Here is a 24,949-nt window from a genome sequence, read left to right as displayed (position 1 = left end):
ACTATGCTGATAGCTGTAGCCCTTGCGAGCTTCGAAACCGCGTCGGTGAGCGAGATCCTTGCCAGGCGGATTCCGAATAGTACTTCGTTGGCCGCGCTCGATGCTATTCATCTCTTGCCGAATCCAGCCTCTGTCCCCTGACCCAAGGTCCGGATCTGTCGCGAGTTCGCGAAGCCGCGTTTGTTTCCCTGTCCGGCCCGCACTCTGCAGCGCCCGCGCACCGTCGACAACTTCGTCCGTGGCGCCGAGGACGCGACGTAGCACACCGACCGATGGAACGCCCGGTATTGCACCCGCCACATCCAGGACCGCAGAAACTCCTGCTCCGAGCGACGGGTTGGCGATGAAGCTGCCCACACTGGCCACCGCCATCGCCACATCCAGGCAATTCGATGGCGGGATCGGACACAGCCCAAACGGATCCGAGAAGTTGACGGGATCGCCGCCGGCGTAGCCATAGAGGTTGAGGCCGCCCGCGAGGCCGATGGGATCTTCCTGCGTAAACCGCCCGCTCTGCGGATCGTACACCCGCGCCCGCTTGTACTCCGTCCCCGTCGTGTTCCGCTTCCCCTCCAGCAACGACCCCATGTAACTCGCCGCCGTGAAGCCGTGCAACCGGTCCCGCGGCGTGAAGCTCTCCGCCCAGTATTGCTTCACGCACCGCTGTGCTGATGTGCCCACCCCGCACGCCGTCCCGCCAGCGACCAGCTGTCGGACCGCCGCCCCGTTTCCGAAGACCCCGATCCGGGCCTCCCCCGTCGCTTCCCAGATGGGGTTCAGCACGAAGTTGCCCCAGGTCGCCGTGAACCCGCCCCCGTTCGGCTTGTCCGCATAGCCCAGCCGGTAGATCGCCAACGGTTGGTCCAGCGCCAACCCGTACGTATAGACGACGCGCCCGTAGTACGGATTCGGGTCCTTGCCATTGATCAACGGCAGGCTGTCATGCACCGTCGCATCGCGCTCGCGCGAGGTCGGCGTGTCGGGCATCTGGATCTCCGCCAGCTCCCGCACGCCGTCCCACACGGTGCGCCGCACGAAACTCCGCGAACACGCGATCGCTTCCCCACCGGGCTCCGGAAGCCCCGCCACCTCGAACTGACACCGGCGCCGCGCCCGAACCCACACACGCCGGCCCAAGGCGTCTCGGCGGTATTCCTCGAACGAGTTGCGCAACCCCTGCGTCGGGTCAATCTCCGAGGTGAGCGCCCGGAGCTCCGCCGCGACCAGCTGCCCGGCGGCATCGTAGTAGGAGGCGCGGTCCTCGGAGGGGTTGTTCCCGCCGTTGTGGCCGAGGAGCGACGCGAACGCCTCGTTCCCCGCCGAGTCGTACGAAAATGTCCGAATGCCGGGGATCGCAGCGCCTTGCGTCGCGATCCGGCCTACACCCGCGATGTATGTCGCGGGGCGTGGCAGCAACGGAGCGGCGACCGGCGGGTTGTTCCCGATCTTCGACCAGTCCTGTTGCCAGCCGGTGTAGGTGTTCCCCAGCGGGTCCGCTCCGATCGAGTCGACCGAGATCGTCCGTGCCTGGTTGTAGGATCCCCAGAGCTGCGCGATCCCGATCGAGGAGTAGCGACTCCACCACATCGTCCCGAGGTCCGTATACTGGACCTGCAGGGAATCGATCATCGCAACGCTGCTGACGCGCTGCAGCAGCTTCCCTCGCCCGTCAAAGCGCTGGCTGATGTTGCGAAGCTGGGGATACGACCAGCGCGGGAAACCGGTGGCGTTGGAGACCGTACTCGCCTTCAGGCGACCGTCCGCGTCGTAGGTCCACGCCTGTGTCACAGACGCAGCGAGGTACGTGAGATTCTCCGGCTCGCCACGCGCCGTATACGTGTATCGCATTGCCCCTTCGTCGACATCGGTGATGCGACTGCCCTGCCCCCACGCGCCGTAGGCGATGCGCATGGTATCCTTCGTGGCCGGCACGAGCTGCGAGGGCACGGCGGTCTTGATGCGTCGTCCGTTCCGGTCGGTGGTGAAACCCACGCGATAGGTGTGCGCGCCGAACGCGCCCGCGGAGTCGGCGAGATCTTGCGTCTCGATACTGTCCCGACCGTTCCGCTTGTAGGTACGAGTGACACGGGCCCACCGATTGCGCGCGGCAACAACGCGCCCCTCCGCGTCGTAGAGAAGGGTGTCGGCGAGCGCAGGGATCGCGTAGGCGCGATACGCCGAGTCGAGACCGTAGATGCTCCATCGTGTCGGAATGCCTACCAGTCGTGCGCCGTAGCTCAGAGCTGGTGTGTTTCGAATACTGTCTCGCCCGAGCACGTCGTAGAGGGTCGTGACGGCTTGTGCACTTCCCGGGTTCGCCGGATTGTATCGACGACCGAACCACTGCACCGGTTTGCCGATCTCGTTGAATACCGTGCTATCCACTCGCCCGTCGGGTGCTTGCACAGCATACGGCCGCCCTATGTTGTCCCGGCGCCACTGCGTCGTCATCACGCCAATCGAAGCCGGATCCGGGGACATCGATCGCTCAACCTTGGTAACGAGTCCGTCCGCGTCGTAGTACGAGCGCACAAGGACCAATTCGGAGGAGCCACCCAGCACCGAGAGCGTGTCGTGCGTGACATCGCCTCGGAGCGAGTATGCGAAGGAGTGGACTTCGCGCTTGGTCGAGGTCACTGCCGAATCGAAAGGCTCTGCGATTCGGGTAATGCGCCCAATCGAGTCCTCCGTCCAGGTGGTCGTGTAGCCCAACGGCGACGTTTCGGTCTTGGAGTTGCGCGACCCCGGAAAGTACGTGTACGAGTACGTCGCGCTCGCCCCACCGACTACGGGGAGTTGGACGCTCGTGACCTGCTCCGCATACGTCGGATCGTACCCGTAGCTGATGCGGCTCGACACGCCCCGATTGTCCTGCTGCCAGTCGCGCCGGCCATTGGAGGCGTTCACCCCAAAGGTGAGACCATCATGCTCCGGTCGAGTGATCGAGGTCAGCTGGTCGTAGGTCGCATCATACGTGAAGGCTGTGGTGTCCCGCACGCCGGGCGTTGTCCCCGTGGAATCGATCTCGCGCAGGAGGTTGGCGCGGTCGTCCCATTCGTACTTGAGGACGCGCCCCAAGGGGAGCTTCACCCGGGTTGTCAGCCAGGCCATCTCGAAGCCGTCGAATGACACCTGCGGCTGGATGTGGGTCGTGGCGCCGGTGGCATCGACGAATCGCCTCACGGTACCGAAGCGCCCCTGGCGAAACACGGTCGAGTCGCCGCCCGCGCGCGGCCCGTCCAACCTGGTGTAGACTTTGCTGGTATCGACGGAACTGGGAGTCCCGGACCGAGGGAGCCCTCGCGACTCGCCGGCAATCAGCGTGTGCGTAATAGTGGCACCGCCGAATCCGGGGGACACGCTCGCCGTTGCCACCTTCATGGCGGAGTCGAAGGTGAAGCTCGTCGGGGTGCCGGTGCGGGCAGTGCGCTGGTTCATCACGTACTGGTGCGCCGACGTGCCGTAGTACGCAAAGCCGACGGGCGAGTCCCCCGCATTCGTGATCTGGGTGATGTTACCGACGGTGTTGGTAATCGAAGTCACTCGCGTGACGCTAGCGTCCGCCTTCGGTGCCGTGACACTCGTCAGTCTGTTGCTCGTGTACGTGAACTTGTAGGAACGTGGAGCCAGTGTGGGCAACTTCAGCGAATCCAGTTTGAGCGGCGTGCCCGCGTACACGAATTGGGTCGCTCTCCCGAAGCGATTGACGGTGCGCAGGTGCAGTCCCGTCGTCGGGTCGAACTCTACGCGGCGCCCCTCGGGGAGTTTGCGGACCCATTTCAGCGACACCGCGTCGTACATGATCGAGTCGAGGCGGTCGTAGTACATCGCCTGCCCGACGGTGAAGGTGCGCGTGCTGCCGTCACCACCGATCCACAGCAGCGCTGTCGTACCACCGGACTGATAGTACTTCTTCACTTGCTCGTGCCCCGCCAGCCACCATCCGGCCCCATACGGGCTGTTGCTGCGGTTCACGAGATGGTAGCCGCCCGAGGGTTGGTACCCCTGCTGTTGGCGTGTGCCGTTGTACCAGTTCGCCGCCACGACGGAGTAGGCGTACACGCCCGTCGTATCTGTCGAGAGGATTGAGTCGAGCCGTATGGAGACGCGCCGCGTCGTGGTCACCCCGGCTGTCCACTCCGTACCGCGCCACGCCGCGCGCGCGCGCCGCGTCTTTGTCGCGCCAAACGCACCCCACCACAGTTCGAGTTCGACGCTATCAGGCTGTGTGGTGCTCGAGAGCTGCTTGATGTTCACCGGGATCGTGATGTACGGATGCGCGAACTCGCTGTTGTAGATCAACGTCGGCGTCATCTCGGTGTTGAACACCCGAGTCGACGGCAGTGCATGCACTACACGCAGGTTGCCGCACTCGCTCCCCGCCGACTGACCGAGGCTTACCGAGAGGCAGGCACTCCGTTCGATCGGATAGCCGGAGTTGTAGATGTCGATCTCGGCGCTTGGGGGAGCGGGAGCCCACGGAGCGCCGAACACGCGGCGGAGCAAGCTCACCCCTCCACCGGACTGCGTGAGCCCACCGAGCAGGGCACCACCCATCGCTGTTGTGACGATCCAGGTCCGCAGCACCACGCACCACCTCTCCGCTATGGAATGCAGAGCGTCGAGGCATGCGCCGTGCCTACAGAGAACCCTCGGATAAGCACCGCGGCGACAAGCGGTTGGCGAGTTCTCCCGTCGGCATGCCGTCCTCGTCGCGAACGCGGGCGAACGCGGACGTGAACGCCGGCGAACGGCGCGAGTCGACCACGCGTCGGCACCAGTGCGTCGCCGACCCTGCTAGTCGGCGCGTTGCCTCGAGAGGTGCTCGACGCGCTGCTCCGTGTCGGTGCGCAGCTCGCGCAGTGAAATGCCGTACTCCTTGAGTTCCTTGAAGAGCGTCGTTCGGCCGACCCCCAATGCCTGGGCGATCGCCGCCGCGTTCCAGTTGTGCTCCGCAATGACGCGCAGCAGGCGCGTTTTGACCGTGGACGACTCGGTGCCGCGCTCACGCGGGAGCATTACCAGCTGCGCCGTGCCCAGCCGCAACGCTCGGCGGATGGTGTCCGCGCTGATGGTCTCGCTCCCGGCGAGACAGGCGGCACGCTCGATCGCGCTGCGCAGCTCGCGAACGTTGCCGGGCCACTCGTGGTCGACGAGTACATCGATGGCAGCGTCGGTCGGCCTCGCCCCGCACATGAGCCCGAAGTGCCTCGCCAGCGACGGGATGTCGTCTCGACGTTCGTGGAGCGCTGGGAGGTGAATGACCACCCCCGCAAGTCGTTGCAGGAGGTCCTCCCGAAAACCGCCGGCACCGATCACCCGCCCCAGGCTGGGCTGCGCGGCGGCGATCGTGCGAAGGCGCACGACACGCTTCCGCGTCTCACCAATTCGCCGGATCTCGCCGCTCTCCAGCACCCGGAGCAGCTTTGGCTGTGCCTCCGGGGCGAGGCTCTGAAGCTCGTCGAGAAAGAGGGTCCCGCGATGCGCGGACTCCACGAGTCCGATTGCGTCGGAACTCGCGCTCGTGAAAGAGCCCCGGCGATGCCCGAAGAGCAGTGCCTCGACCATCTCACGCGGCAGCGCCGCGCAGTTGACGTCGACCAGCGGCCCGGGGCGCGCGCTCACGCGATGGATCTCCTGTGCCAGCAACTCCTTTCCCGTACCTGTCTCTCCCACGAGCAGGATGGACAAGCCGGAGGGCGCGAGGCGCCGCGCCAACGCTAGGGTTTCCTGCATGACGAGAGACTCGCCGAGAATGATCGGCGACACGCCCGTCGCGACCTGCGCGTCGCCCTCCTGCGGACACTCCAGTTCCATCGACACAGCCTCTTGGGTTCTCACGGTCGTTGTGCCTTCCCGGATGCCGGGAGTCGCGGTGTCGTTAGGCTGTCGGCATCCGCATCGCTCCGTATCACGTGCGGGGTGAGAAAGACGTAGATCTCGGTGGCGGCCGACCGCCTGCGGGCTTCGCCGAAGAGCCCGCCGAGCAGCGGTATCGCCGACAGGAGAGGAATCCCGCCTTGGGCCCGGCTGCGGCTCGAATCCGTGAGCCCACCGAGCACCATGGTCTGCCCGTCTCGGACCAACACCTCGGTGCTCGCTTCTCGCGTCGAGATCACGGGTGCGCCAAACTGGGTTTCGTCGGTGGCCGTGCTCATCTCCTGTTGCACCAAGAGCGCCACGTACCCGTCAGCGTTGATCGACGGCCGGACGGTCAGCTTCGTACCGACGTCGCGGTACTGCACCACCTGATCACGAACGGCCGCGTCCGTCGGGAGCGAACGGCTCACCTGGACAAACGGGCGCTGCGATCCCACCAGGAATCGTGCTTCCGCATTGTTGGTGACGACGAGCACGGGGCGCGACACGATCCTGGCGTCGCCTCGCGACGCGGCGGCGCTGACGCGGAGCGTCACGTCACTTCGGGAGAGTTTCATGAACCTGAGGACGAGCCCTCCGAGATTTGCGCTGGAGAGCGCCAGGCTTCCCGTCTCACCCGACCGCTCGCGCGTTGCCTCGCCGGCGGTGGCAAGATCGAACGACCTATCCTTGCGCGCCTCCACGATCAGTACCTCGATGAGTACCTGAAGCGGCCGCGTATCCAGCTGGCGCACTACCTGCTGCAGCACGTCGAGGTCACGCTCCGTTGCGCGAACCAGCAGCGAGTTTGTCCGTTCATCAGGGACCAGCGAGAGCGGGCCGAGCAATGATCCGCGTACGTTGGCGGGCGACGACTCCTCCGCTCCTTGGGGAGGGATTCGGTTGCGTCGCAATTCGTCGGCAAGAGTGCCCGTCGCGAGACGGCGAGCGGTGAAGGCCTCGCCGCCCGCACCGTAGAGCGCGTTGACGATGGCAGCGACCTCGCTCGCCCGTGCGTGGCGCAATGCGATGACATGCAGCCTGCGTTCAGCGCCTTCCCCCGTCGCTTGCTCTGGGCGTTGCGGCTGCACCAGCGCGACCCGGAAGTACGCCGAGTCTTCGACGAGCGAGAGCGAGGACGCCTCGAGCACGCCACGGAGGAGCTGAGGAACGATCGATACCGGGACGGGGATGGGGGTCTCGAGTGTGACCCTCGTCGGTGGCAGGTCTGGTGCGAACACCGGCTTGCGCAGATACGGGGCGAGGGCACGAAGGACGCCCCGAATATCCGAGTCGACGAATCGCAGTCGCACGCTGTCGCGGCTCGCGCTGACCGACGCGGTGTCCTGCGCCGCTGCCGTCGCCGCCGAGGCCAAGAGCAGTACCACGCACGCTCGGCATCGCATGTCAGCGCCTCTCCATCGATGCAGGCAACAGCAGCCGACGGCGTTCGCCGTTCGCGTCGATGGTCGCGCCCGCCGAGTCGACCTGGAGCAGTTGCACGCCGCCGACGCGATCTCCGATTCGCAGCGCGATACTCCGCTCCTGGCCGGCAATGCCGGACAGCAGCGCTTGCGAGACCGATCCAACCACCACACCGCTCAGGGCGTACGCGGGGGATGCGGGAGGCGGGACCACCGCGATCGGTTGCGATTCACCGTCCGGGACAGTCGACGGCTCCGCGGGATCGTCGAATGGCAACCGCTCCGCTACGACATCTATGGAAGAGGCCCAGCCCGTGTCATCTGGAAACGGCGCCAACGCCCGCAGAGAGATCACTTTCGACATGGAGCGCTCGGGCAACGGCGCTGGTCGGCGCCACTGCAAGACACTCCAGACCGCGCCCGCAATTGCCGACAGCAGCAGCACGGTGCGTACGCCTCGTAGCCATTTCACCATCGTGCCCTCGTCCGGTACCAGGCGGATACACTCGCGTCCATCGAAACGTCGACCTGCTGGGCGTTCTCTGCGACAGCCGGCGACGACTCAAGCCTGAGCGGGTCCACCCGAAGCTGCACCGCGTCCGACAGGAGATTGTGCAAGAGAACGACGAGGCTCTCGGTCGCACCGGCCGCGTGAACCCGTACGGAGGCTCGGCGAAGGTCATCGCGGTGCACCGTGTCGTCCTCGACAACGACCTGGACGACACCGTTGAGTTCCGATGGTGTGCTGCGGTGCACGATCGAAGCGAGCTCCGTGACGGCGGTGGTTGCGTCGGTCGCTACCAGCAGACGCGCCACGCGAGACCTCGTGCGCGCGGCGTCGTGTACGAGTCGTTCGAGTGCCGCGCGCCGACTGGCCAGCTCGTGTTGCGCCGCCACCGTGCCGCGCATCGCCTCAAACGCCGCTCGTTCCGCCTTCCAGATTGGTACGAGTTGCGTGAGTAACACCGTCGCGATGCACGCCACGGCGATGGCGATCGTTGGCATGACGTGCCTCCTTGTCACCGTGAACCGTCCTCTCGCAGCTCTACCGAGAGCCACATGGCCTCGCCCCGTTGCACGAGGGTCGGGGTGTCAAGGACGCGCAGCCGTGTCGAGAGGCCGGCACTCCGCAGCCGCTCCAGGAAACGGCCCGGGTCCTGTGCGATCATGGCGATCCGTGTTGGACGTCCATCGGTCAGCTCGAGTCGTACGAGACGAGCGGAATCCGGTACTGCGTTGGTGATCGACCCCAGGCTCGCGGCCAGACGTCGGCTCATGCCCTCTTCTTCTGTGAGGATGGTGTCAGTCAGCGCCTGCGAGGCTGCTTGCCGCATGAGCGCCGAGCTTGCACGCAACACGGTCGGCGCCGGGGTGCTGCGTTCGGTGGTTCGGCGATTGTGTCGCACCCCCACTGTGGCCAAGTGGACCGCCAGCGCTGAAGCGACGACCGTCGCACACGCCGTGTAGATGACGCGCTGGACTTCTCGCTCGCGCTGCTTCTTTCGATCCTCGAGTGGTGTCAGGTCAATTCGCCCCGCCACGACTCCTTCCGGTTGAACACTCTCCACGCGCACCCCATACGAATCGAGCGCCCGCAACAGCGACCGTAACCACGTTGTATCGACCGCATAGGCAACGGCGGTACCACCGGCTCGCGTTGCAGCCCAGTGCGCGTCGAGCGTCAGCCCCCCCGAGGTTAGGGGGAAGTAGCGGTCCTCGTTGGCGGCGACGTGCCGTCGAAGGGCGCTGCGCGACATCGGCGGGAGTCCGGCAAGCTCCCGGCGATGACACGGGGGGCTTCCCAGCACGATGCGAACGGAGTGTCCGCGCACCGGTGTCGAACCGCCGAGCGCCTGGGCGAGATCGTTCGCCACCGCATCGTTGGCGGCCCACGATGTGGTCTTCACGACAAAGGGTCGCACGGTCATGACTCGAGCTCCGTGGATAGCACGTCGACCGCCGTACCACGGACGCGAACGGTGAGGATCAAGCGGGCATGGACGGGAGGGGAGCCCGCATAGCCGGAGGCAACCAGCGCCAGCGTCGGCGGTACGACCTCCGCACCGATGCCGGTCATGGCTAGCCGATGTACGAAGTCCTCCCGCGCTGGAGATGGGAGGAGAAGGGCAATGTCCGCGGGGCTGTCGATCTTCCTCCCCGCACGTCGGGTCGCCGCAACAACCATCGCCACTGCCTTCCCCAGCTTCGGCATGCACTCCATGAGGCGTACCGGCGCCGAGTTTAGATTCACACGCTCGTCCGCACGAACGGACAGTCCCGGCGTATCGGCTTCCGCCTCACCAACCGAGCTGATAAGGGCGTGCAGCGCATCGTCGGACGGAATGGGTCGCCACTTGAGAATGGCCGCTGCTATCGCGTCGCTCCCTGCTACACAGGCCAGGGTGGCGCTATCGGCCGTGTTGACGTTGAGGTAGGCCCCGAGGTCGCGGACCGCGATGTCACAGCTCGCCGTACCACGCACTCGCATGCGTGGCATCGTTAGGGACCGCACCACGAGCGTCGCGCGGTCGGTATGCTGCAGCGTACTGTCGCGGCGAATCGCTTCGAGTCGCGCGTGCAGGACGTTGAGACACCCCTCTCGCGCCCACTCGGCCGCCAGCAGGAGTTGCCGATTCCTTGCCGCCCGCGCTTCAAGTCCCGTCGTTTGCGCCCGCAGCAACACCGTGGCGCCAAGCACGACGACGACCCACAGCACTGGCACAATCGAGAAGCCCGAGCGTCTCACAGCGTCACCCCTACTGTGACGAGCACAGTGTCGATGGTGGTTGCAGGCGCGACGTTTCGCATCCTGAAGCGCAGGGCCACCGGCAACCCTCGGTCCGACGACCATTCGGAGAGCCAGAGCGACGAGAGGCCGCGCGACACCAGATAGTCGACCGCGAGGTCACGTACGTTGCGACGAATGACCACGCGGCGCTCTCCATCGACCAGTGCGGAAAGTGTGTCGTGCTCGACCATCACCACCACGCGCCTGCGAGATTGCGGCGATCGTCGCTTCGCCGCTGCGACGTCGAAGGCCACCGTGCGAGGTGTGCCCACAAACGGACGGTCCTTCACGGGAACGCTCGCCGCACGCAGGTGCATCTGCAGCCACCGGATGCCGTTCGCCTGCTGCATGGCCAGCTGACCTGCGCGTTCCACCTGTCGGGCCGCCACGGTGAGCGCGGACACGAGTCGCAGCGCGAGCGTCAGCACGAGGCTGCCGATCATGAGCGCGATCAGGAGCTCGAAGAGCGAGAACCCACGGCGCGTGAACCGAAATGCACGCTTCATTTGAGCGGCTGCCACAAGAAGGTGGATACCAACGATCCCGGGGCCCCAGATGGAGCGACCGTGACCATGAAGACGTCGCCCGGCATGTGGTCGACTTCCACCGTGAATTCACCGATCTCACGGGATGGCGCCATTGACTCGAGCTCGCGGCGCGTGAGAAGCGATAGCGCACCCATCAGGCGGGATTGCGTCTCAAGTTCAGCACTCGATCGTGCCATGGACCGGACGGCCGCAACCTGCACGGCCATGAGGTGAACCAGTGACGTTCCCGCAACGGCCAGCACCACGATGGCGCAAAGCGCCTCAAGGAGAGCGACGCCACGTCTGTGACCCGTCATCGCCCGTGAACGATAGAGAACCAGTCCATATCCGGCCCGGCGACCCGTCCGTCGGCTGAACACAGGAGGAATCCGCCACCGGTCGCCACGGACACGTCGCGACGTTCCTCGATCGCCCGTCGCTGGCAGGTCTGCATTATGCCTTTGGAGCTCACGGGGACCCTGCGAGGAATGCTGAAGTGCACGACGCCGAGCAGCACGCCAAGAATGACGACACTCACGAGTAGTTCGAACATGGTATGTGCAGATCTTCGCTGGCGGTTCATCACAACACGGGGCGTACCGAGTACAGTGTCTGAAGCACGGCGCCGGCCACGAGGGCGATCACTCCGCCAAACACGAGAACTATCGCCGGCTGCAACGCCACGAGGGACATTTCGATCGCTCGGTCGACTTCGCGGTCGAGCTGTTCTGCCACTGCAAGGAGTGCCGCTCCGAGTTGTGCCGTATGCTCGCCAACCTCAAGGAGTGACGCGGTTGCAGGGGGCAGCACGTCTCCGTCGACGAGTGCCCGGCTCAGGCGACCGCCGTTGGCGACCCGTGCATGCACGCGTTGCAGCCGCTTGGCAAGTGAGGTGCCCGCCGCCGTGGTGATCGCATCGTCGAGCGCCCGCAGAACGGGAGTCCCGGAACGGATGAGAGTTCCAAGCTCACGTGCCGTTCGCGCTGCGTGCCAGCGCGTCAACATTCGGGATAACAGTGGTGCCCGCCCCGCCATGGTTCGGAGAGCGCTCCGCCCCGCGTGGCTGCCGAACATTGCGATGGCGCCAGTCGCGGCCAGCAGCGTCGAGACAAGTACAGCAGGGAGGTGCGCCTTCGTGGCGCGAGCGATCGACAGGAGAGGAATCGCCAAGGGAGGTGGTTGCCCTCCAATGTCGCGCACGATGTCCGCGAACTTCGGGAGTACGACGAGTACGATCACCACGAGCGACAGACTCGCAGTGACCGCCAGGATCACCGGGTAGGTCAGCGCTGTGCGAAGTCGTGCGGCGACGGCATCCTCGTGTTCGAGTTGCTGAACGGCCAACTGAAGGGCTCGCGGGAGATCGCCCACTGACTCGCCTGTGCGCACCAGCGAGACGATCACCGGGCTCGCCAACGCGGCACGTTCGAGCGAGAGCCCGAGCGTCTCGCCCTCCGTCACCATGGCGCGCACATCCTGCACAGCACGGAGAACCGGTGCTGGTAGCATCGTTGTCTCAGTTGCCGTCAGCGCACGCCGCATGGAGACACCCGCTGTCATCTGTCCCGCCAGGGCGCGGATGACCGCCAGGCGCGACGCGCGTGTTCCGACGAGTCGCCTTGCCCCACCACCATCGGCGCTCAGTTCAATGAGGGTGACCCGACGGTTCTCGAGCATTGTTCGGGCATCCGATCTCTCCCGCGCCCACACGACCCCGCGCGTCGTTGCCCCTTGCGGGGTGCTGCCGATATACGCGAAGCGCCTCATCGCGCGGCGCCCTCCCCTGCCACGGCATCCGCGTCTTCGCCAGTTCCACCAGCGGCACCGTCTCGCCCGTACGTCATCAGGTCATAGGTTCCCGCGACACCCTTCCCGGGGTACTGATAGACGAAGGCCCGACCCCATGGGTCCTTCGGTACCTGCCCTTTCAGATATGGCCCCTTCCACACTGCCCCTACGCCTGGATTGCGCACGAGCACCTCGAGCCCTTGCTGGGTCGACGGATAGTCACCGACGGACAGCGCGTAGGATTCCAGCGCCAAGCTGATCGTCGCGAGATCTGCGCGTGCGGCTGCGATGCGCGCGTCGCCCACGTTGCGAAAGAGCGCGGGCGCGGTCAGCCCGGCGAGCAATGCGATGACCGCGATGACGACGATGAGTTCCATGAGCGTGAAGCCGGGACGCCTGGCGTTGCGGGTCATGCGGATCCTCCTCCGAGGACGCGACGGACCTCGTCCGCCGATGTGATTCCCGCAGCCACCTTGGCTGCCGCATCCAATTGGATGCGTTGCATCCCCTCGACCTCGGTGAGGTGCTTCAACTCGTGCGGTGCAGCGGAGCGGGCGAGCAGTTCCCGCATGGCGCTTGTGATGGGGAGCAGCTCGTAGATGCCGGTGCGGCCCCTGTAGCCAGAACCTCGGCACTCGTCGCAGCCTCTCGCTGAGTAGAACGGGGAAACATCGAGCCACCCGGCCTCGGGTGCTGCGGGGACCAACACCGTCCCGCTGCCGCGTTGGCGACATGTAGTGCAGAGCACACGTACGAGACGTTGAGCCAGGACCCCTATCAGCGTTGACGCGACAAGGAAGGGTTCCACTCCGAGGTCCTGCAGTCGCGCGACCGCCGAGAGTGCGTCGTTGGTGTGCAGGGTCGAGAGCACGAGATGCCCCGTCATTGCGGCTTGGGCGGCGATGGCCGCGGTCTCGCGATCCCGCATCTCCCCCACCATGACGACGTCCGGGTCCTGACGAAGAATCCCCCGGAGCGCGCTCGCGAAGGTCATGCCTGCCGCGGCAATGACCGGCACCTGCGTGACGCCGGGCACCTGGTATTCAACGGGATCTTCCACCGTGATCACCTTCTCTCGTCCCGTTGCCCTGCACGAGAGGAGGGCGTGGAGTGTTGTCGTCTTGCCGCACCCGGTGGGCCCTGTCGCGATGAGAAGTCCGTGTGAACGGCTCACGAGGTCGGCGAGGACGTCTTGGGTCTGTCGCGGCAGACCGAGCGAATCAAGGGTCGCCGCGCCGGTGTCCGTGCGGAGCAAGCGAAGTACTACGGATTCGCCGTGCAACGTGGGCACCGTGCTGACACGGATGTCGAGTTCCGCCTCATTCAAGCGGATGCGGAGGCGTCCGTCCTGCGGGCGACGTTGCTCCGCGATGTTGAGATCGGCGAGCAACTTCAAGCGTGAGACGATGGCGGGTTGCATCTGCCGGTCGGGTGGCGACAGCGCATGCAGCACGCCATCGACGCGAATGCGCACGCTCAGGCCCGAGGGCGTCGCCTCGAAGTGCACGTCGCTGGCGCGGGCGCGCACGGCATCCCGGATAGTGGTATTGACGAGACGGATGACAGGTGGCTGGAGGGCAAGATCGCGAGCATCCGCAACCGACGTACTCCCGTCGCTCTCGTCACTCTCGTTTTCACTGCCAAGCGAGCGCTTCACCTCCGTACCATCAAAGGAGGCCGCGATTGCGCGCTGGAGCGTGTCGAGCTCGCAGTACTCCTTGTGCAGCGGTCGGCCGAATACGATGGCGAGATGTTCTTCTACGTCACGTTGGAGATCGCCGTGGTATGCCACTTGGAGCTCGTCTCCCATCGAGAGCGGGAGTACGCGGTAGTATCGGAGATACTCGGGCGAGAAGGTCGACTCGAGTGCGAGTGAACTTCGAAAGGGTGTTTGATCTCCCGAGCCAGTCATGTCGTCTCAAGAAGCATCCCGCGTGCCCGCCGCTGCTCCTGGAGGCAACTCCTTCACCGCCATCGCGTTGTTGCTCGATGAGTGCGAGCGCGCCGTGTCTTCCGCGACAGCTCTGTCCGGACACATGTGTCTCGGCGAAGCACGTGCGCGATCTGTATGCGTTGTGCGCTTCACGCCAACGGTTCGCGCGGAAGCGACATGGCGGGTTGCAGCATCTGGTGTCCGGTCCAGTGGAGGCTCGAGCAGTCTCCTCTGTTTGCGGATGGGGCGGGGCCACCCTGGCGTTCGCCTACGTGCGCGAGCGTTCGGCGCCGTTCATCGCCGACCGACACCGCCCATCTGACGTGTGCGCCGTAACCGCTGGTGAACACGCGGCATGCAGAGCTTCGAGTCGCCGGTGCACGATTTGCAGTCCGGATGGCAACTCACACCAAGAGCGTTCACATGCGTCGCGAACGGATGTTACTCTCGATTGCACTCGCAGGAGGCGTTGCGTCGCTGGCCGCGATGCCATGGGTTGTCACCAATTCGGCGCTAGCCGCCGCGGACACACCAGCGACGCAGAGTGCGCGCAGCGACTTCGTCATGCGATCAACCGGTGCCTCGTTTGAAGTACAGCAGACAACCGCCTCGAACGAAGCCGTGCCTCCCTACGATGAAGTGATGTTGCGTCGGTCGCTTGGGAGTGTGGTACTCGACTGCGGGCGATTCTCCAGACCCGTCGTCATGGACAACGGTGTAGAGCGCCGGTGGATCTACGCGGTCGCGCGCCCATCGGCGGGTCCGTGTGCCGCCGTTGCGGGAGCGGAGTTCCTGGCCGTGGGAAGGAGCGGCGCATCTGAGCGATCCAGCGCGGCGGTGCGCTGATTGTCGAGCGCCGAGGAGACGCGCTCAGTCGGATGCGTCACAGGTGCGAGAATGCGTTCCCGAGTGCGGGGCGCGACTGGGCACGTGCGTCTCGCGCGTGACCAGGATCCGCTGTTCTCTGCACGCTCACGGATGCCCGCTCTCGGGCTCTCCAGCACGAGCGAGCAGGCGGTAGAGCGCGCCACGGCTCAGGCACAGCTCTCGCGCCGTTTTCGCCTTGTTGCCATCGAAGCGTGCGAGCACCTCGAGTGCTCGCGCGGCAGGGCCTTCCCCACAGGTACAGCCCGACTCGCCGGGCGCAGGGAGGTGCGAGCAATCGAGTGTCACGTCTGGCCGCGCGCGCACCGCCAGGTACTGACACACCGACTTCAACTCGCGGATGTTGCCCGGCCACGGGGCCATCCTCATGTATTCGGCGAGTGAGGGTGAGATCAGGAAGCGGGGTGGCTTTTCCAGTTCTCGGAGCGCGTTGACCACGAAGCGCTCTGCGAGGGGGAGGATGTCCTCACGTCGATCACGAAGGGGCGGCAGACAAATGCGGAATCCCTGGACTCTGAAGTAGAGTTCGCTCAGGAAGGCGCCGCGCTGCACCTGTGCCAACAAGTCACTGGACGTGGCGAAGACGTAGCGAACGCTGACGCGACGTGGCCGTGACTCACCGAGTCGCTGCACCCGTTCGCTCTCGAGGACCGTCAGCAGTGACTGTTGCAGCTTAGCCGATGCATGGCCGAGTTCGTCGAGGAAGAGCGTACCGCCCGACGCGAGTTCGAGCGCCCCGGGTCGATCGTGAGTTGCGCCTGTGAAGGCCCCCCTCGCGCAGCCACAGAGCTCCACGTGCCGCAATTCCTCGGGGATTCCGGGCAGCGGTAGCGCAACAAACGGCCCTGCAGCGCGGCGCGATCGACGGTGAATTTCGCGAGCCAGCATCGACTTGCCGGTGCCGGTTTCTCCGCTGAGAAGCACCGGATAAGGCGTCCACGCGAACTCGGCGACATCGTGCCAGAGGGCTCTCGACGCGCGCGAACTTCCCTCGAATAGCGCGCGATCGCTGAGTTCGTCTGGCGACACGTTCGGTGCCGGTCGGGTCGAGCCGTTCGACCGTTGGGCATTCTCCACACCGTCCCCCATCCTCGCCACCCACGCACACAATGCCCGTCACCTGCCGCGGCACCGATTCGCGTTGCCTGGCCAGCGTGATCATGTGCTATTGCTAATACGGGCAGCTAGCCAGCCGTGCAAGAGAGCTATTCCTGATTCTTCGAGTTCAGACAGTTCGGCGTACCCAGGCTAGTGGTCGCGTGCAACTCCAGCGTTCGTCAGGTCTCCCCCCGAATGGCTCAGCACTGGGCCGCGGGGGGTAGCCGGGGGTGCCGAGGCCGCATGGTTGGACGACGCGTCGAAGGCGGCGACGAACAGCCCGAGGTTTCGTCTCCAAAGAGGGGCCCGGCGGGCGTGAGGCGCGAAGAAGCCACGAGTCGTCCCTCCTCTGACACGCCGTGCGTGCTTCGAAAGCGCGGGCGACCTCGCCGAAGGATCAGGTGGCCGACGCCGTGCGGCCGGCGGACTACGGCACCCTCAAAGAGCTCATCGATCGCATGATCGCCTGCTCCGAGTGCGATGGCGCCCAGCCCTCTGGCGCGATCCTCGTCGAGCCGGCCGGCGTCCTCAGGGTCTCCACCAACACGCTGTGCGGAGCCGCGCCGCGCGCGCCGCTCCCCCAAAGACCGCCCGCCTAAGCGCCTCCAGGAGATGGAAGGGCTTCCCGGCCCCCGATCAGCGCGCCATCCTCGAGCTCAGCGACGCCATAGTCGAGACCCACCGCCGCACCACCCCGGCGCGCACGCGCACCCGAAAGACCAGCTGACACGCCCAGAAGGCAGACCGCGCGGCCCGCTAGGCCGCGCGACCAGCCCAGTTACGGCGTTCACCGATTGTGCAAGAAGCTCGGCCACCAGGACCGGGCTTCCGTCTCCCGTACAGGCCTAACCGATGCTTGCAGCTGCCCGGGCTGCGCCCGGCAGCAGAAGCTAAGGGGTTAGGCTAATCGAGCACATCGTCGACTTCGGTGGCGCTCTCCTAGAGCCAAAGCGCTTTACGCAGTGTCACCAGCGCAGGTCAGCCATTTGCGAAACTGTTCCCTGTCGATCCACCCCGGGTCGCGCTCCTCCGCACTTGGCGCCAGCGATGTCCACATGAGCTTCTCGTTAACGTCTCCGTAACGATCTAGGTCCGCGTTGCTAAGCTCGCCCTCTGGAACGCGGTTCAGAAACAGTTCCGAGAAAAGGACCTCGAATTCGTCAAACCCGATCTCGTGCGCTATGTACATCGCGATCGCTCGCTCCAAATCAGCGGCGTTTCCCGCCATGGTCGCCTCCTACTTCGGGACGAGTTTGCCTGACTCAATAAGCCGCTTAACCTGATCCGCGCGCATCATCCCCGACGAAATTACTCGGCTCCCGGTGGGATCAAGAGTTGCTCGTACGAATCCACTAGCTCCATCGGGTCGCTGCAGCAGAACGTTAATGTTGTTTGAGTTCCTCGTGTCAACGAATGCCTCACCACGAGCGAGGATGTTGCGCAGCAGATTGCCCCCTGAAGTACCAAGCTGGCTCGCAACTGCATTCACTTTGCCAATCGCTGAGGGAACAATTCCGAGCCCAGCCCCAGCCGCTGCACTCTGCGCCGAAAGACCTAGCGTGCTGAATCCGCCGCCGCCTGCAGCCATCACCAACGCTGGCGCAAAATTGACCGCACCCGCGATCGTAAGTCCCTGCTCCATCGCTGGTGCCATGCCTGCAAGTGCTCGGAATACTGCTCGCGCATCCGCGCCGGTGAACTCCTTGCAGTTCGGATCCCTCTCCGGACACAGCCCAAACGGATCCGAGAAGTTGACGGGATCCCCATTTGCATACCCATAGAGATTCAGCCCCCCCGCCAGCCCAATGGGATCTTCTTGCGCAAACCGCCCACGCGTCGGATCGTACTGCCGGTTCCGCCGATACAGCGTCCCCGCCCCGTCCTGTTTCTCCTCCAGCAACGTCCCCATCCAGCTCGAGCGCACCACCCCTTGCTGCGGGTTGTACGCCGCCCGCGCCCCCGGCCAGTCCCACTGCACGCACCGCTGCGCGCTCGTCGCCGGGGTCCACACGCACTTGGTCCCGCCCGACGACAGCTGCTTGTACGCGAGCCCCCCATAGCTCCCGAACGATGCGCGCCCCCGCGGGTCCCACGACACCTCCACCACGAAGTCCGGCCAGGGCGTGGGAGTGCCCCCCACCGGCAGATCCACATAGCCGTAGCGCGCCACCGCCAACGGTTGGTCGAGCGCCGCCCCATGCGTGTAGAGCACCCGGCCGTAGAACGGGTTGCGATCCTGATTCTGCAGGTACGGCAGCGTGAACGCGCCGACGTCCTGCTCGAAGAAAGCGTTGTCCGTTGCCCCGCCCGGCGCCTGGATCTCGGCCAGCTCCTGCGCCCCGTCCCACGTCGTCCGCCGAATGTAACTCGCCAGGCATTCCGCCGGGGGGATCGGCCCGCCGCCTACCGAGCAGGCGCGCTGCCCACGCACCCACACGCGCCGCCCCAGCGCATCATGCCGATACTCCTCCAGAACACTCCGGTTGAAGGAAGAACCGTCGTTGCTCATGTAGCGCCGGTCGGCGGCGACCAGTCGCCCCGCCGCGTCATAGAACGACGCGCGATCCTCCTGCGCCTGGCTGGCGTATCCCGCCGTCCGAGCCGTGTACACCACGTTGCCGGATGAGTCGTATACGATCTTCGTCGGACCTTGGCTGGGGCGGAAGTCCAGCGTATCTCGGCCGACGCCAGGGCGATAGGTCACGAAGCTCGAGTCGTACACGGGCGCACGCACGTACGGCTGGCCCTGTACCCAGAACTTGAGCGTGTCGGCGTAGGTGCGTCGGATGATGTTGCCGAGACCATCGTAGCGGTAGCGCGTGATCGACCGGTAGCGCGCGCTGTCTCCCGTGGTGTATCCGATCCCACGCTGCACGAGACTATCGGCGATGAGGTAGCCGAGGCCCGAATACGTCGTTGCCGACGTGTCCTTTGAGCCCACGCCGCCCGCCAGACGCAACAGCTTGTCACGCCCGTCGTAGCGGAGTGCGCTCCTGCGCGCTATCGCGAAGGGGAAGTACGGAAACGCGCCGCTCGTAACCCGCACGCTGTCGAGCACGAGCCGCCCGTCGTCATCGTATCGCCACTCGTGCTGCATCGCACTGGTTGGGGAATAGAGCGACGTCGGTTCATTGCGCACGTTGTACGTGTACGTGTAGCTGTTCCCCTGCGGATCGACTACCTGCGTCAACAGGCTCCCCCAGAAGGCGTAGCCGTACCGGATCGAGTCCTGGCCATTGGTCGTGAGTTGCGACGGCACCTTGAGCACGATCCGGCGCCCGTTGCGGTCGTAGCGGTGCTGCGTCGCGTACAGGTGCTGCGCGAACGTCGTGACGGCCACGTCGGCGATCTCGAGCGTGTCGGCGAGCAGGCGGCCGGCGACGCTGTAGCCACGCCTCACCCGTGCATACCGGTTGGTCGCCGTCGCCAGGTCGCCGTCTGGCGTGTAGGTGTAGAAGAGGGAGTCACGTGCAATGACGTATGCGGGATACGGAGGCCCGGGGTTGTACCCGATGCCCTGCGCCCGCGCTGGGTAGGTGACGCCCGGGATCACTCGCCACGAGAGCTTGTTGCGCACATCGTACGCGAGCGATTCCGGCGCGACCCCCGTGTTGTTGCTGGCCCAGCGACGCGAGAAACGCTTCACCGCGTTGCCGGCTTCATCGAAACGCACGCTGTCCCGTCGACCGTCGGGGCTTTGTTCGAAGATGGCGCGGCCGACGCTGTCCCGCCCCCAGCGCGTCGTCATGGTGCCCACGCCTGCCGAATCCGGATAGCCGCGCCGCGACACAGAGTCGATCTGCCCATCAGGATCGTAGTACGTGTGGACGCTGAGGCTCTCGGACGGCGACGCGCCGTTGGTCCAGAACGTTGCGCGGAGGGTGATGTCACCCCGGATCGTGTGGACGATGCGCTCCCGCAATCGGCGTGTCGAACTGGGAAGGGAGTCGATCGGAGAGACGATCAGCGTATCACGCCCGATTGCGTCCTGCGAACGTGTGGTGACGTTGCCCTTGGGCGTCTGCTCCGAGACGTTGTTGCGCGTGGTGGCATGGTACCCGTAGTTGTAGTAAGCGGAGGTACCGTTGATGGCCGGGAGGATGAGCGTGACCAGCTCCTCGGGGTAGGAGCTGCTGTAGATGTAGTTCACGCGGCTCGTGATTCCGCGTTGGTCCTGCTGCCAGTCGCGCCGGCCATTCACCGCGCTGACGCCGAATCGAACCGTGTCCTTGAGTGGCGGAATGACGTGCGTGAGTTGGTCGAAACTCGTCTCGTAGACGTACTGCGTGGTGTCGCGAACGCCCGCGTTGACGCCGGTCGAGTCGATGACTCGCAGCACATTCCCGCGATCGTCCCATTCGTAGAACACCACGTGACCACCCGGACGGCGCACGCGTGTCGGCTTCCACCCGAACTGCCACCCGTCGAAGTACGCCTCGGCGCGCACTTGTGTCACAGCGCCAATCGGATCGACCATGCGGCGTACTTCGCCGAAACGCCCCTGGAAGAGGGCCGAGGTGTCGGCTACTGCGCGAGGTCCGTCGACCCAGGTGTAGGCGCGTGCGGTGTCGACGGCGGCCGGCGAGCCGCTCTGGGGGAGGCCGCGTGACTCTCCAGCGACTACGGTTGTTGTGATCACGCCGCTCCCGAAGCCCGGTGCGACACTCGCTGATCGCGCCTTGAATGCGGCATCGAACGTAAAGGTCTGCGCGACCGCTCTACGGCTCTTGCGCTCGCGGAGAACGTACTGCGTGGTCGTGCCACCATAGTACGCGAACTGCACGCTCGAATCGCTCGCGTTGCGAACGCGCACGACGTTGCCCGCCGTGTTGACGATGGTGTCCTTCCGAATCTGCATGCCCGTGGAGCCCAGTGCGGGCGGCGTCACCACGGCCAGACGACCGTTGGTGTAGCTGAAGCCGAACGACATGCCGGTCGGTGAGGGCAATGTCATGGTGGCGACACCCGCCGAATCAGCGGTGGTCACATAGGACAGGACCGTGACACGCCCGAAGCGGTTGATGGTGCGGATGTGTCGCCCTTGCAGGTCGAACTCCGTACGACGTCCCTCCGGAAGGCGCCGCACGTAGGCCTGTTGCGCCGCATCGTAGGTGATCGAATCGAGTCGGTCGTAGTACATCGCTTGCCCAACCGTGAAGGTGCGGGTGCTGCCGTCGCCACCGACCCAGAGCAATGCGGTCGTTCCGCCCGACTGGTAGTACTTCTTCACTCGATCGAGACCCACAAGCCACCAGCCCGCGCCGTATGGGCTATTGGAGCGGTTCACGTGGTGGTAGCCACCGACGATCGAATCCGGCCTCGGTACGCGCGTCAACCCATACCAGTTCGCCGGTTTCACGTAGTAGGAGTAGACACCGGTCGTGTCGTTGATGGCGTCCGCGGTGATCGTCACGCGCCGCGCGGCCGTCGTTCCCGCTGGCCAGTCTGTTCCGCGCCACGCCGAGGTAACACAGGTCCACGCCGCGGGCGGCGCATTGTACGGCGCACGGCATAGCCGCAGCTCGACGCTATCCGGCTGCGTGGTCGTGGCGAGTTGCGTGATGGTGACCGGAACGCTCAGCCGCGGATGCGCGAACTGGCTGTTGTAGAGCAGCGTTGGCGTCACCTCCGTGTCGAACGCGCGCACACTCGAGAGCGGATGCGTGACGCGCAAGTCACCGCAGTCGGTCGCTGCGTTCGCGCCGAGGTTGACTGACAGGCAGGCGCTTCGCTCGATGGGATAGCCGGAGTTGGCCACATCGATCGCGGCGACGGGGGCTGCCTGCGCCATCGCGTGTCCGAGCGACTCCCACCACGCACTTCTGCCCAAAGTCGCCACGCCCGAGCCAGTGACCACCGCCGTACCGATCGCAAACCACGTCAGTCGTGTCCCATTCACCGTCCACCTCGCTGCGCACAGGTTGCTGCGCACGGAAGGCAGGGCACGTGCCAGTGAAGGCAGGTCCGCAAGTCATTGCAGCTGATGGACTTTGTTCAGGCGCAGTCGCCGCCCAACGTGCGGCGACGGACGGGGGCGAACTCGGGGCGGACGTTCGCGAACTGGGCGCGCCGCCGGCGATGACCCCTCGCCTATGCGGGTTGCGCGCGAGACCGATTCCAGCGAGCACACGGCGCGCCGGATCCCGCGCCAGCGCCGCTCGCCGGGCCGCGATTACGCGGGCAAAGCGCCCGCTAGCACGGTGAAGCGGCACTTCTCATGTTCGGAGCTGGGCAGAGAAGGGGGGGGCCAGATCCAACGAGAGGCTGCCGCGTTGGCTCTGACCCCGGCTGTGACCCCGGCTCACCCCTGCTCACGGCACCGCTTCGATTTCATCGCATGGAGCGCCGTATCGAGATCTTTCCCACTCACGCCGCCGCCGCCGCCGCGGACCGTCAGGCGTGGGCCGCCCCTCTCGCCCCAGGAGCGTCTCGATCGCGCCTTGGAGCTACACGCTCGCTACCGGGAGGCCTTTGGTGAAGCTGGACAAGGACTTGCTCGAGTTACTCGCGTTGTTGCGTTCACACGGCGCTGAGTTTCTCGTGGTCGGCGGGCACGCCGTCGCGTTTCACGGGCGTCCCGGGCTCACGGAAGATCTGGACCTCTTCGTGCGACCGGACCGCGCCAACGGCATCCGCATTGTGGCGGCTTTGCGCGAGTTCGGCTTCGCTGAACTCGCCCTCGAGGCGTCGGACTTCGAGGCGGACGACCGGGTCATTCAGTTGGGGCGAGCGCCCAACCGCGTGGACCTGCTGACTAGGCTCTACGGCGTCGAATTCGCCGAGGCCTGGACACGACGCGTGGCAGCATCGCTGGACGGTGAACCCGTGTGGATGATCTCCCGGGAAGACCTCATCAGGAACAAGCGCGCGACAGACCGGACCCGGGGATCGAGCGGACGCGGAGTTTCTCGAGGACCAGACTTAGCACAGTGCCCACCGCTCTACGTAACGCCCCGGACGTTCGGAAGGAGCGGTGCCTGTGTGTGCTACGTCCCGCCCCGCGCTTCGATGGTTTGCGACTCTCGCGCCTTCGCCGCCTCCGCGTCCGCCAGCCACCCGCGCCTGAGCTGCTCCACGGGGATGCTCGACTGGTACGGCTTGATGTCGAGAATCGGCGACCCGTCGAGCATGTCGACGCCGCGCACCCTGAGCGTCGCCCCGTCTCGGCCCAGCAGTTCGACGACGGTGAGCCCGATGGGATTGGGGCGCAGGGGCATGCGCGTGGCGAAGACGCCGTGCGGCTTCCCGTCTGCCCGCGCGCGCGACATCAGCTCGTAACCCTGGATGCGATCAAAAACCCAGATCACATAGAGATGCGAGAAGCCCTCGATGTCGGTGAGCCCTGCCTCCAGCTCGGGGCGCAGCACGAGCGCCCCCTCGGTCGAGTGCTTTGCGCCAAGCCCCTTCGGCACCTGGTCAATGGTGGCGAAGGGGCTGCGCACGACCCCGATGGGATCGAAGGTGATCATAAGGGTGCCGTGTGCCGTTAGGCGTGCGCGGGGCGCGTCACGCCTCCTCGTTCGTCGCCTTGTTCTGCCACCCCGCCAGCTGCTTCCCCACCGGCAGCTCGCGCACGCGCACGCCCGTCGCCGCAAAGATCGCGTTGGCCAGCGCCCCGCCCGCAGGCGGCACCCCCGGCTCACCGATGCCACCCGGAAGCCCCTCGCTCTCGACGAGGTGCACATCGACCACTCGCGGCGCCGCGCGCATGCGCGTGACCTGGTAGTCGCGGAAGTTGGACTGCACCACCTTCCCCTCGGCAAACGAGATCTCGCTGTACAGCGTGTTGCTCATCGCCATGATCAGCGCCCCCTCCATCTGAGACCGGGCACGATCGGGGTTGGCGACATACCCGGCGTCGACGGCGACGGTCGTCTTGGGCACCAGCACGGTCCCGTCAGGCAGCACCTCGACCTCGACCACCATCGCCACATATGACAAGCTGCGATGGACGGCGATGCCACGCCCCCTTGCCGCGCGGGAGCTTGCCTCCCTTCCACCCGCTCTTGTCCATCGCCAGCTGCACGACCTGGCGCGCGCCCGCTGCTGTCGAGCGGATGGTCGGTCCAGTGGCGCCGTAGTGCTGGCCGGCGCCACCAGCCCCGCCTTGGACAGGTCCACCTGCCGGTCGCCCCGATTAGCTGCAACAGGAAGTCGCCCGTGTCCTGCTTGGCGGCGTGCGCGAGCTCGTCGACAAACGACCCGATGGCGAAGCCGTGATGGATCGCGTTCACGCTGCGATACCAGCCAATGCGTGCCATGGCCACCGCCGGGCACGCCTCGACGCTCATGTTGGGGATGTCGAACGGGATGTCACTCGCCCCGTTGGTCAGCTCATCGGCGCTGGGCCCGGGGACGTTGGGCGCAAAGACCGAGGCGATGGCCGGGTACGCCGAGCGGTGCAGCCAGGCGCTGACCTTGCCACTGGCATCGAGCGCCGCCTCCAGGCGATGCGCGGCAACGCTGTGGTAGTACGAGTGCTGCAGGTCGTCCTCGCGCGTCCACTGCACGCGCACCGGGGCGCCGACGGCGCGCGCCAGGAAGGCCGCCTCACAGATGAAGTCGGGCTTGCTCTTTCGTCCGAAGCCGCCGCCTAACAACGTCACGTGCACGGTCACGTTGGCCAGGTCGACCTTGAGGAACTCGG

General features: G+C 65.7%; 19 protein-coding genes and 1 pseudogene. 1 reads left to right on the top strand and 19 read right to left on the bottom strand.

Translation table 11 applies throughout. From position 1 onward, the window contains the following. From IPN47_23335 to IPN47_23270, 14 genes are all read right to left on the bottom strand, one after another. Positions 1 to 4,590: hypothetical protein (locus IPN47_23335; GenBank protein ID MBK9410927.1), on the bottom strand; the 4,590-nt coding region annotated here is incomplete at its 3' end. A gap of 207 nt (positions 4,591 to 4,797) precedes the next feature. After that, positions 4,798 to 5,817: a sigma-54-dependent Fis family transcriptional regulator gene (locus tag IPN47_23330; GenBank protein MBK9410926.1), complete on the bottom strand. Its 1,020-nt coding sequence runs from the start codon at positions 5,815 to 5,817 to the stop codon at positions 4,798 to 4,800. A 20-nt stretch (positions 5,818 to 5,837) separates the two neighbouring features. Next, entirely contained in the window at positions 5,838 to 7,247 is a 1,410-nt protein-coding gene (locus IPN47_23325) for a hypothetical protein (GenBank protein ID MBK9410925.1), read from the bottom strand. Between the two features lie 19 nt (positions 7,248 to 7,266). Continuing rightward, positions 7,267 to 7,758 carry a hypothetical protein gene (locus IPN47_23320; protein ID MBK9410924.1) on the bottom strand — a complete coding sequence of 164 codons (492 nt, stop codon included), beginning with the start codon at positions 7,756 to 7,758 and terminating at the stop codon, positions 7,267 to 7,269. After that, positions 7,752 to 8,342, bottom strand: a complete 591-nt coding sequence (locus tag IPN47_23315) for a hypothetical protein (GenBank protein ID MBK9410923.1) — start codon at positions 8,340 to 8,342, stop codon at positions 7,752 to 7,754. Before IPN47_23315 ends, IPN47_23320 begins: the two co-directional genes overlap by 7 nt. Beyond that, a complete protein-coding gene (locus IPN47_23310; protein MBK9410922.1) occupies positions 8,303 to 9,211 on the bottom strand; it encodes a hypothetical protein in 909 nt (302 codons plus the stop codon). The genes IPN47_23315 and IPN47_23310 overlap by 40 nt, the downstream gene beginning before the upstream one ends. After that, positions 9,208 to 9,999 carry a hypothetical protein gene (locus IPN47_23305; protein MBK9410921.1) on the bottom strand — a complete coding sequence of 264 codons (792 nt, stop codon included), beginning with the start codon at positions 9,997 to 9,999 and terminating at the stop codon, positions 9,208 to 9,210. The genes IPN47_23310 and IPN47_23305 overlap by 4 nt, the downstream gene beginning before the upstream one ends. A gap of 26 nt (positions 10,000 to 10,025) precedes the next feature. Then, positions 10,026 to 10,577 carry a prepilin-type N-terminal cleavage/methylation domain-containing protein gene (locus tag IPN47_23300; protein ID MBK9410920.1) on the bottom strand — a complete coding sequence of 184 codons (552 nt, stop codon included), beginning with the start codon at positions 10,575 to 10,577 and terminating at the stop codon, positions 10,026 to 10,028. After that, positions 10,574 to 10,711, bottom strand: a complete 138-nt coding sequence (locus IPN47_23295; protein MBK9410919.1) for a hypothetical protein — start codon at positions 10,709 to 10,711, stop codon at positions 10,574 to 10,576. The genes IPN47_23300 and IPN47_23295 overlap by 4 nt, the downstream gene beginning before the upstream one ends. Positions 10,712 to 10,911: 200 nt before the next feature. Further along, positions 10,912 to 11,151, bottom strand: coding sequence for a hypothetical protein (locus IPN47_23290; protein MBK9410918.1), 240 nt, complete (start codon positions 11,149 to 11,151; stop codon positions 10,912 to 10,914). Between the two features lie 29 nt (positions 11,152 to 11,180). After that, positions 11,181 to 12,275: a type II secretion system F family protein gene (locus IPN47_23285; protein ID MBK9410917.1), complete on the bottom strand. Its 1,095-nt coding sequence runs from the start codon at positions 12,273 to 12,275 to the stop codon at positions 11,181 to 11,183. Between the two features lie 86 nt (positions 12,276 to 12,361). After that, positions 12,362 to 12,799, bottom strand: coding sequence for a type II secretion system major pseudopilin GspG (gspG, locus tag IPN47_23280; protein ID MBK9410916.1), 438 nt, complete (start codon positions 12,797 to 12,799; stop codon positions 12,362 to 12,364). Then, complete coding sequence (locus IPN47_23275; protein ID MBK9410915.1) at positions 12,796 to 14,178, bottom strand: type II/IV secretion system protein; 1,383 nt, start codon at positions 14,176 to 14,178, stop codon at positions 12,796 to 12,798. The genes gspG and IPN47_23275 overlap by 4 nt, the downstream gene beginning before the upstream one ends. A 1,113-nt stretch (positions 14,179 to 15,291) precedes the next feature. Next, a complete protein-coding gene (locus IPN47_23270; protein MBK9410914.1) occupies positions 15,292 to 16,233 on the bottom strand; it encodes a sigma-54-dependent Fis family transcriptional regulator in 942 nt (313 codons plus the stop codon). Positions 16,234 to 16,703: 470 nt separating this feature from the next. On the opposite strand from IPN47_23270, the gene IPN47_23265 reads away from it, so the two are divergent. Further along, positions 16,704 to 16,901, top strand: a complete 198-nt coding sequence (locus IPN47_23265) for a hypothetical protein (protein ID MBK9410913.1) — start codon at positions 16,704 to 16,706, stop codon at positions 16,899 to 16,901. A 356-nt stretch (positions 16,902 to 17,257) separates the two neighbouring features. Here IPN47_23265 and IPN47_23260 read toward each other — a convergent pair whose 3' ends face one another. The 5 genes and pseudogenes from IPN47_23260 to IPN47_23240 form a co-directional block, all read right to left on the bottom strand. After that, positions 17,258 to 17,530 carry a hypothetical protein gene (locus tag IPN47_23260; GenBank protein ID MBK9410912.1) on the bottom strand — a complete coding sequence of 91 codons (273 nt, stop codon included), beginning with the start codon at positions 17,528 to 17,530 and terminating at the stop codon, positions 17,258 to 17,260. A 9-nt stretch (positions 17,531 to 17,539) separates the two neighbouring features. Beyond that, positions 17,540 to 22,093 carry an RHS repeat-associated core domain-containing protein gene (locus IPN47_23255; GenBank protein MBK9410911.1) on the bottom strand — a complete coding sequence of 1,518 codons (4,554 nt, stop codon included), beginning with the start codon at positions 22,091 to 22,093 and terminating at the stop codon, positions 17,540 to 17,542. Between the two features lie 1,195 nt (positions 22,094 to 23,288). Then, positions 23,289 to 23,771: a tRNA (N6-threonylcarbamoyladenosine(37)-N6)-methyltransferase TrmO gene (gene tsaA, locus IPN47_23250; protein MBK9410910.1), complete on the bottom strand. Its 483-nt coding sequence runs from the start codon at positions 23,769 to 23,771 to the stop codon at positions 23,289 to 23,291. Positions 23,772 to 23,808: 37 nt separating this feature from the next. Continuing rightward, the gene (locus tag IPN47_23245; protein ID MBK9410909.1) at positions 23,809 to 24,228 is read right to left on the bottom strand and encodes a xanthine dehydrogenase family protein molybdopterin-binding subunit; all 420 of its coding nucleotides are present in this window, start codon (positions 24,226 to 24,228) and stop codon (positions 23,809 to 23,811) included. A gap of 206 nt (positions 24,229 to 24,434) precedes the next feature. After that, positions 24,435 to 24,949 (bottom strand): annotated as a pseudogene (locus IPN47_23240) (molybdopterin-dependent oxidoreductase).

The sequence above is a fragment of the Gemmatimonadota bacterium genome (genome assembly GCA_016719105.1).
Classification (GTDB): Bacteria; Gemmatimonadota; Gemmatimonadetes; order Gemmatimonadales; family Gemmatimonadaceae; genus SCN-70-22.
Note: the sequence above shows the minus strand (reverse complement) of the source record. Positions and strands in the feature narration are given on the sequence as shown.

What these genes read in the sequence shown, in the direction of transcription:
- tsaA (MBK9410910.1), bottom strand. Translation starts at nt 23,771, where the DNA reads ATGATCACCTTCGATCCCATCGGGGTCGTGCGCAGCCCCTTCGCCACC.
- IPN47_23300 (MBK9410920.1), bottom strand. Translation starts at nt 10,577, where the DNA reads ATGAAGCGTGCATTTCGGTTCACGCGCCGTGGGTTCTCGCTCTTCGAG.
- IPN47_23330 (MBK9410926.1), bottom strand. Translation starts at nt 5,817, where the DNA reads ATGGAACTGGAGTGTCCGCAGGAGGGCGACGCGCAGGTCGCGACGGGC.
- IPN47_23285 (MBK9410917.1), bottom strand. Translation starts at nt 12,275, where the DNA reads ATGCTCGAGAACCGTCGGGTCACCCTCATTGAACTGAGCGCCGATGGT.
- IPN47_23310 (MBK9410922.1), bottom strand. Translation starts at nt 9,211, where the DNA reads ATGACCGTGCGACCCTTTGTCGTGAAGACCACATCGTGGGCCGCCAAC.
- IPN47_23255 (MBK9410911.1), bottom strand. Translation starts at nt 22,093, where the DNA reads ATGGCGCAGGCAGCCCCCGTCGCCGCGATCGATGTGGCCAACTCCGGC.
- IPN47_23245 (MBK9410909.1), bottom strand. Translation starts at nt 24,228, where the DNA reads ATGGTGGTCGAGGTCGAGGTGCTGCCTGACGGGACCGTGCTGGTGCCC.
- IPN47_23260 (MBK9410912.1), bottom strand. Translation starts at nt 17,530, where the DNA reads ATGGCGGGAAACGCCGCTGATTTGGAGCGAGCGATCGCGATGTACATA.
- IPN47_23290 (MBK9410918.1), bottom strand. Translation starts at nt 11,151, where the DNA reads ATGTTCGAACTACTCGTGAGTGTCGTCATTCTTGGCGTGCTGCTCGGC.
- gspG (MBK9410916.1), bottom strand. Translation starts at nt 12,799, where the DNA reads ATGACCCGCAACGCCAGGCGTCCCGGCTTCACGCTCATGGAACTCATC.
- IPN47_23295 (MBK9410919.1), bottom strand. Translation starts at nt 10,711, where the DNA reads ATGGCGCCATCCCGTGAGATCGGTGAATTCACGGTGGAAGTCGACCAC.
- IPN47_23320 (MBK9410924.1), bottom strand. Translation starts at nt 7,758, where the DNA reads ATGGTGAAATGGCTACGAGGCGTACGCACCGTGCTGCTGCTGTCGGCA.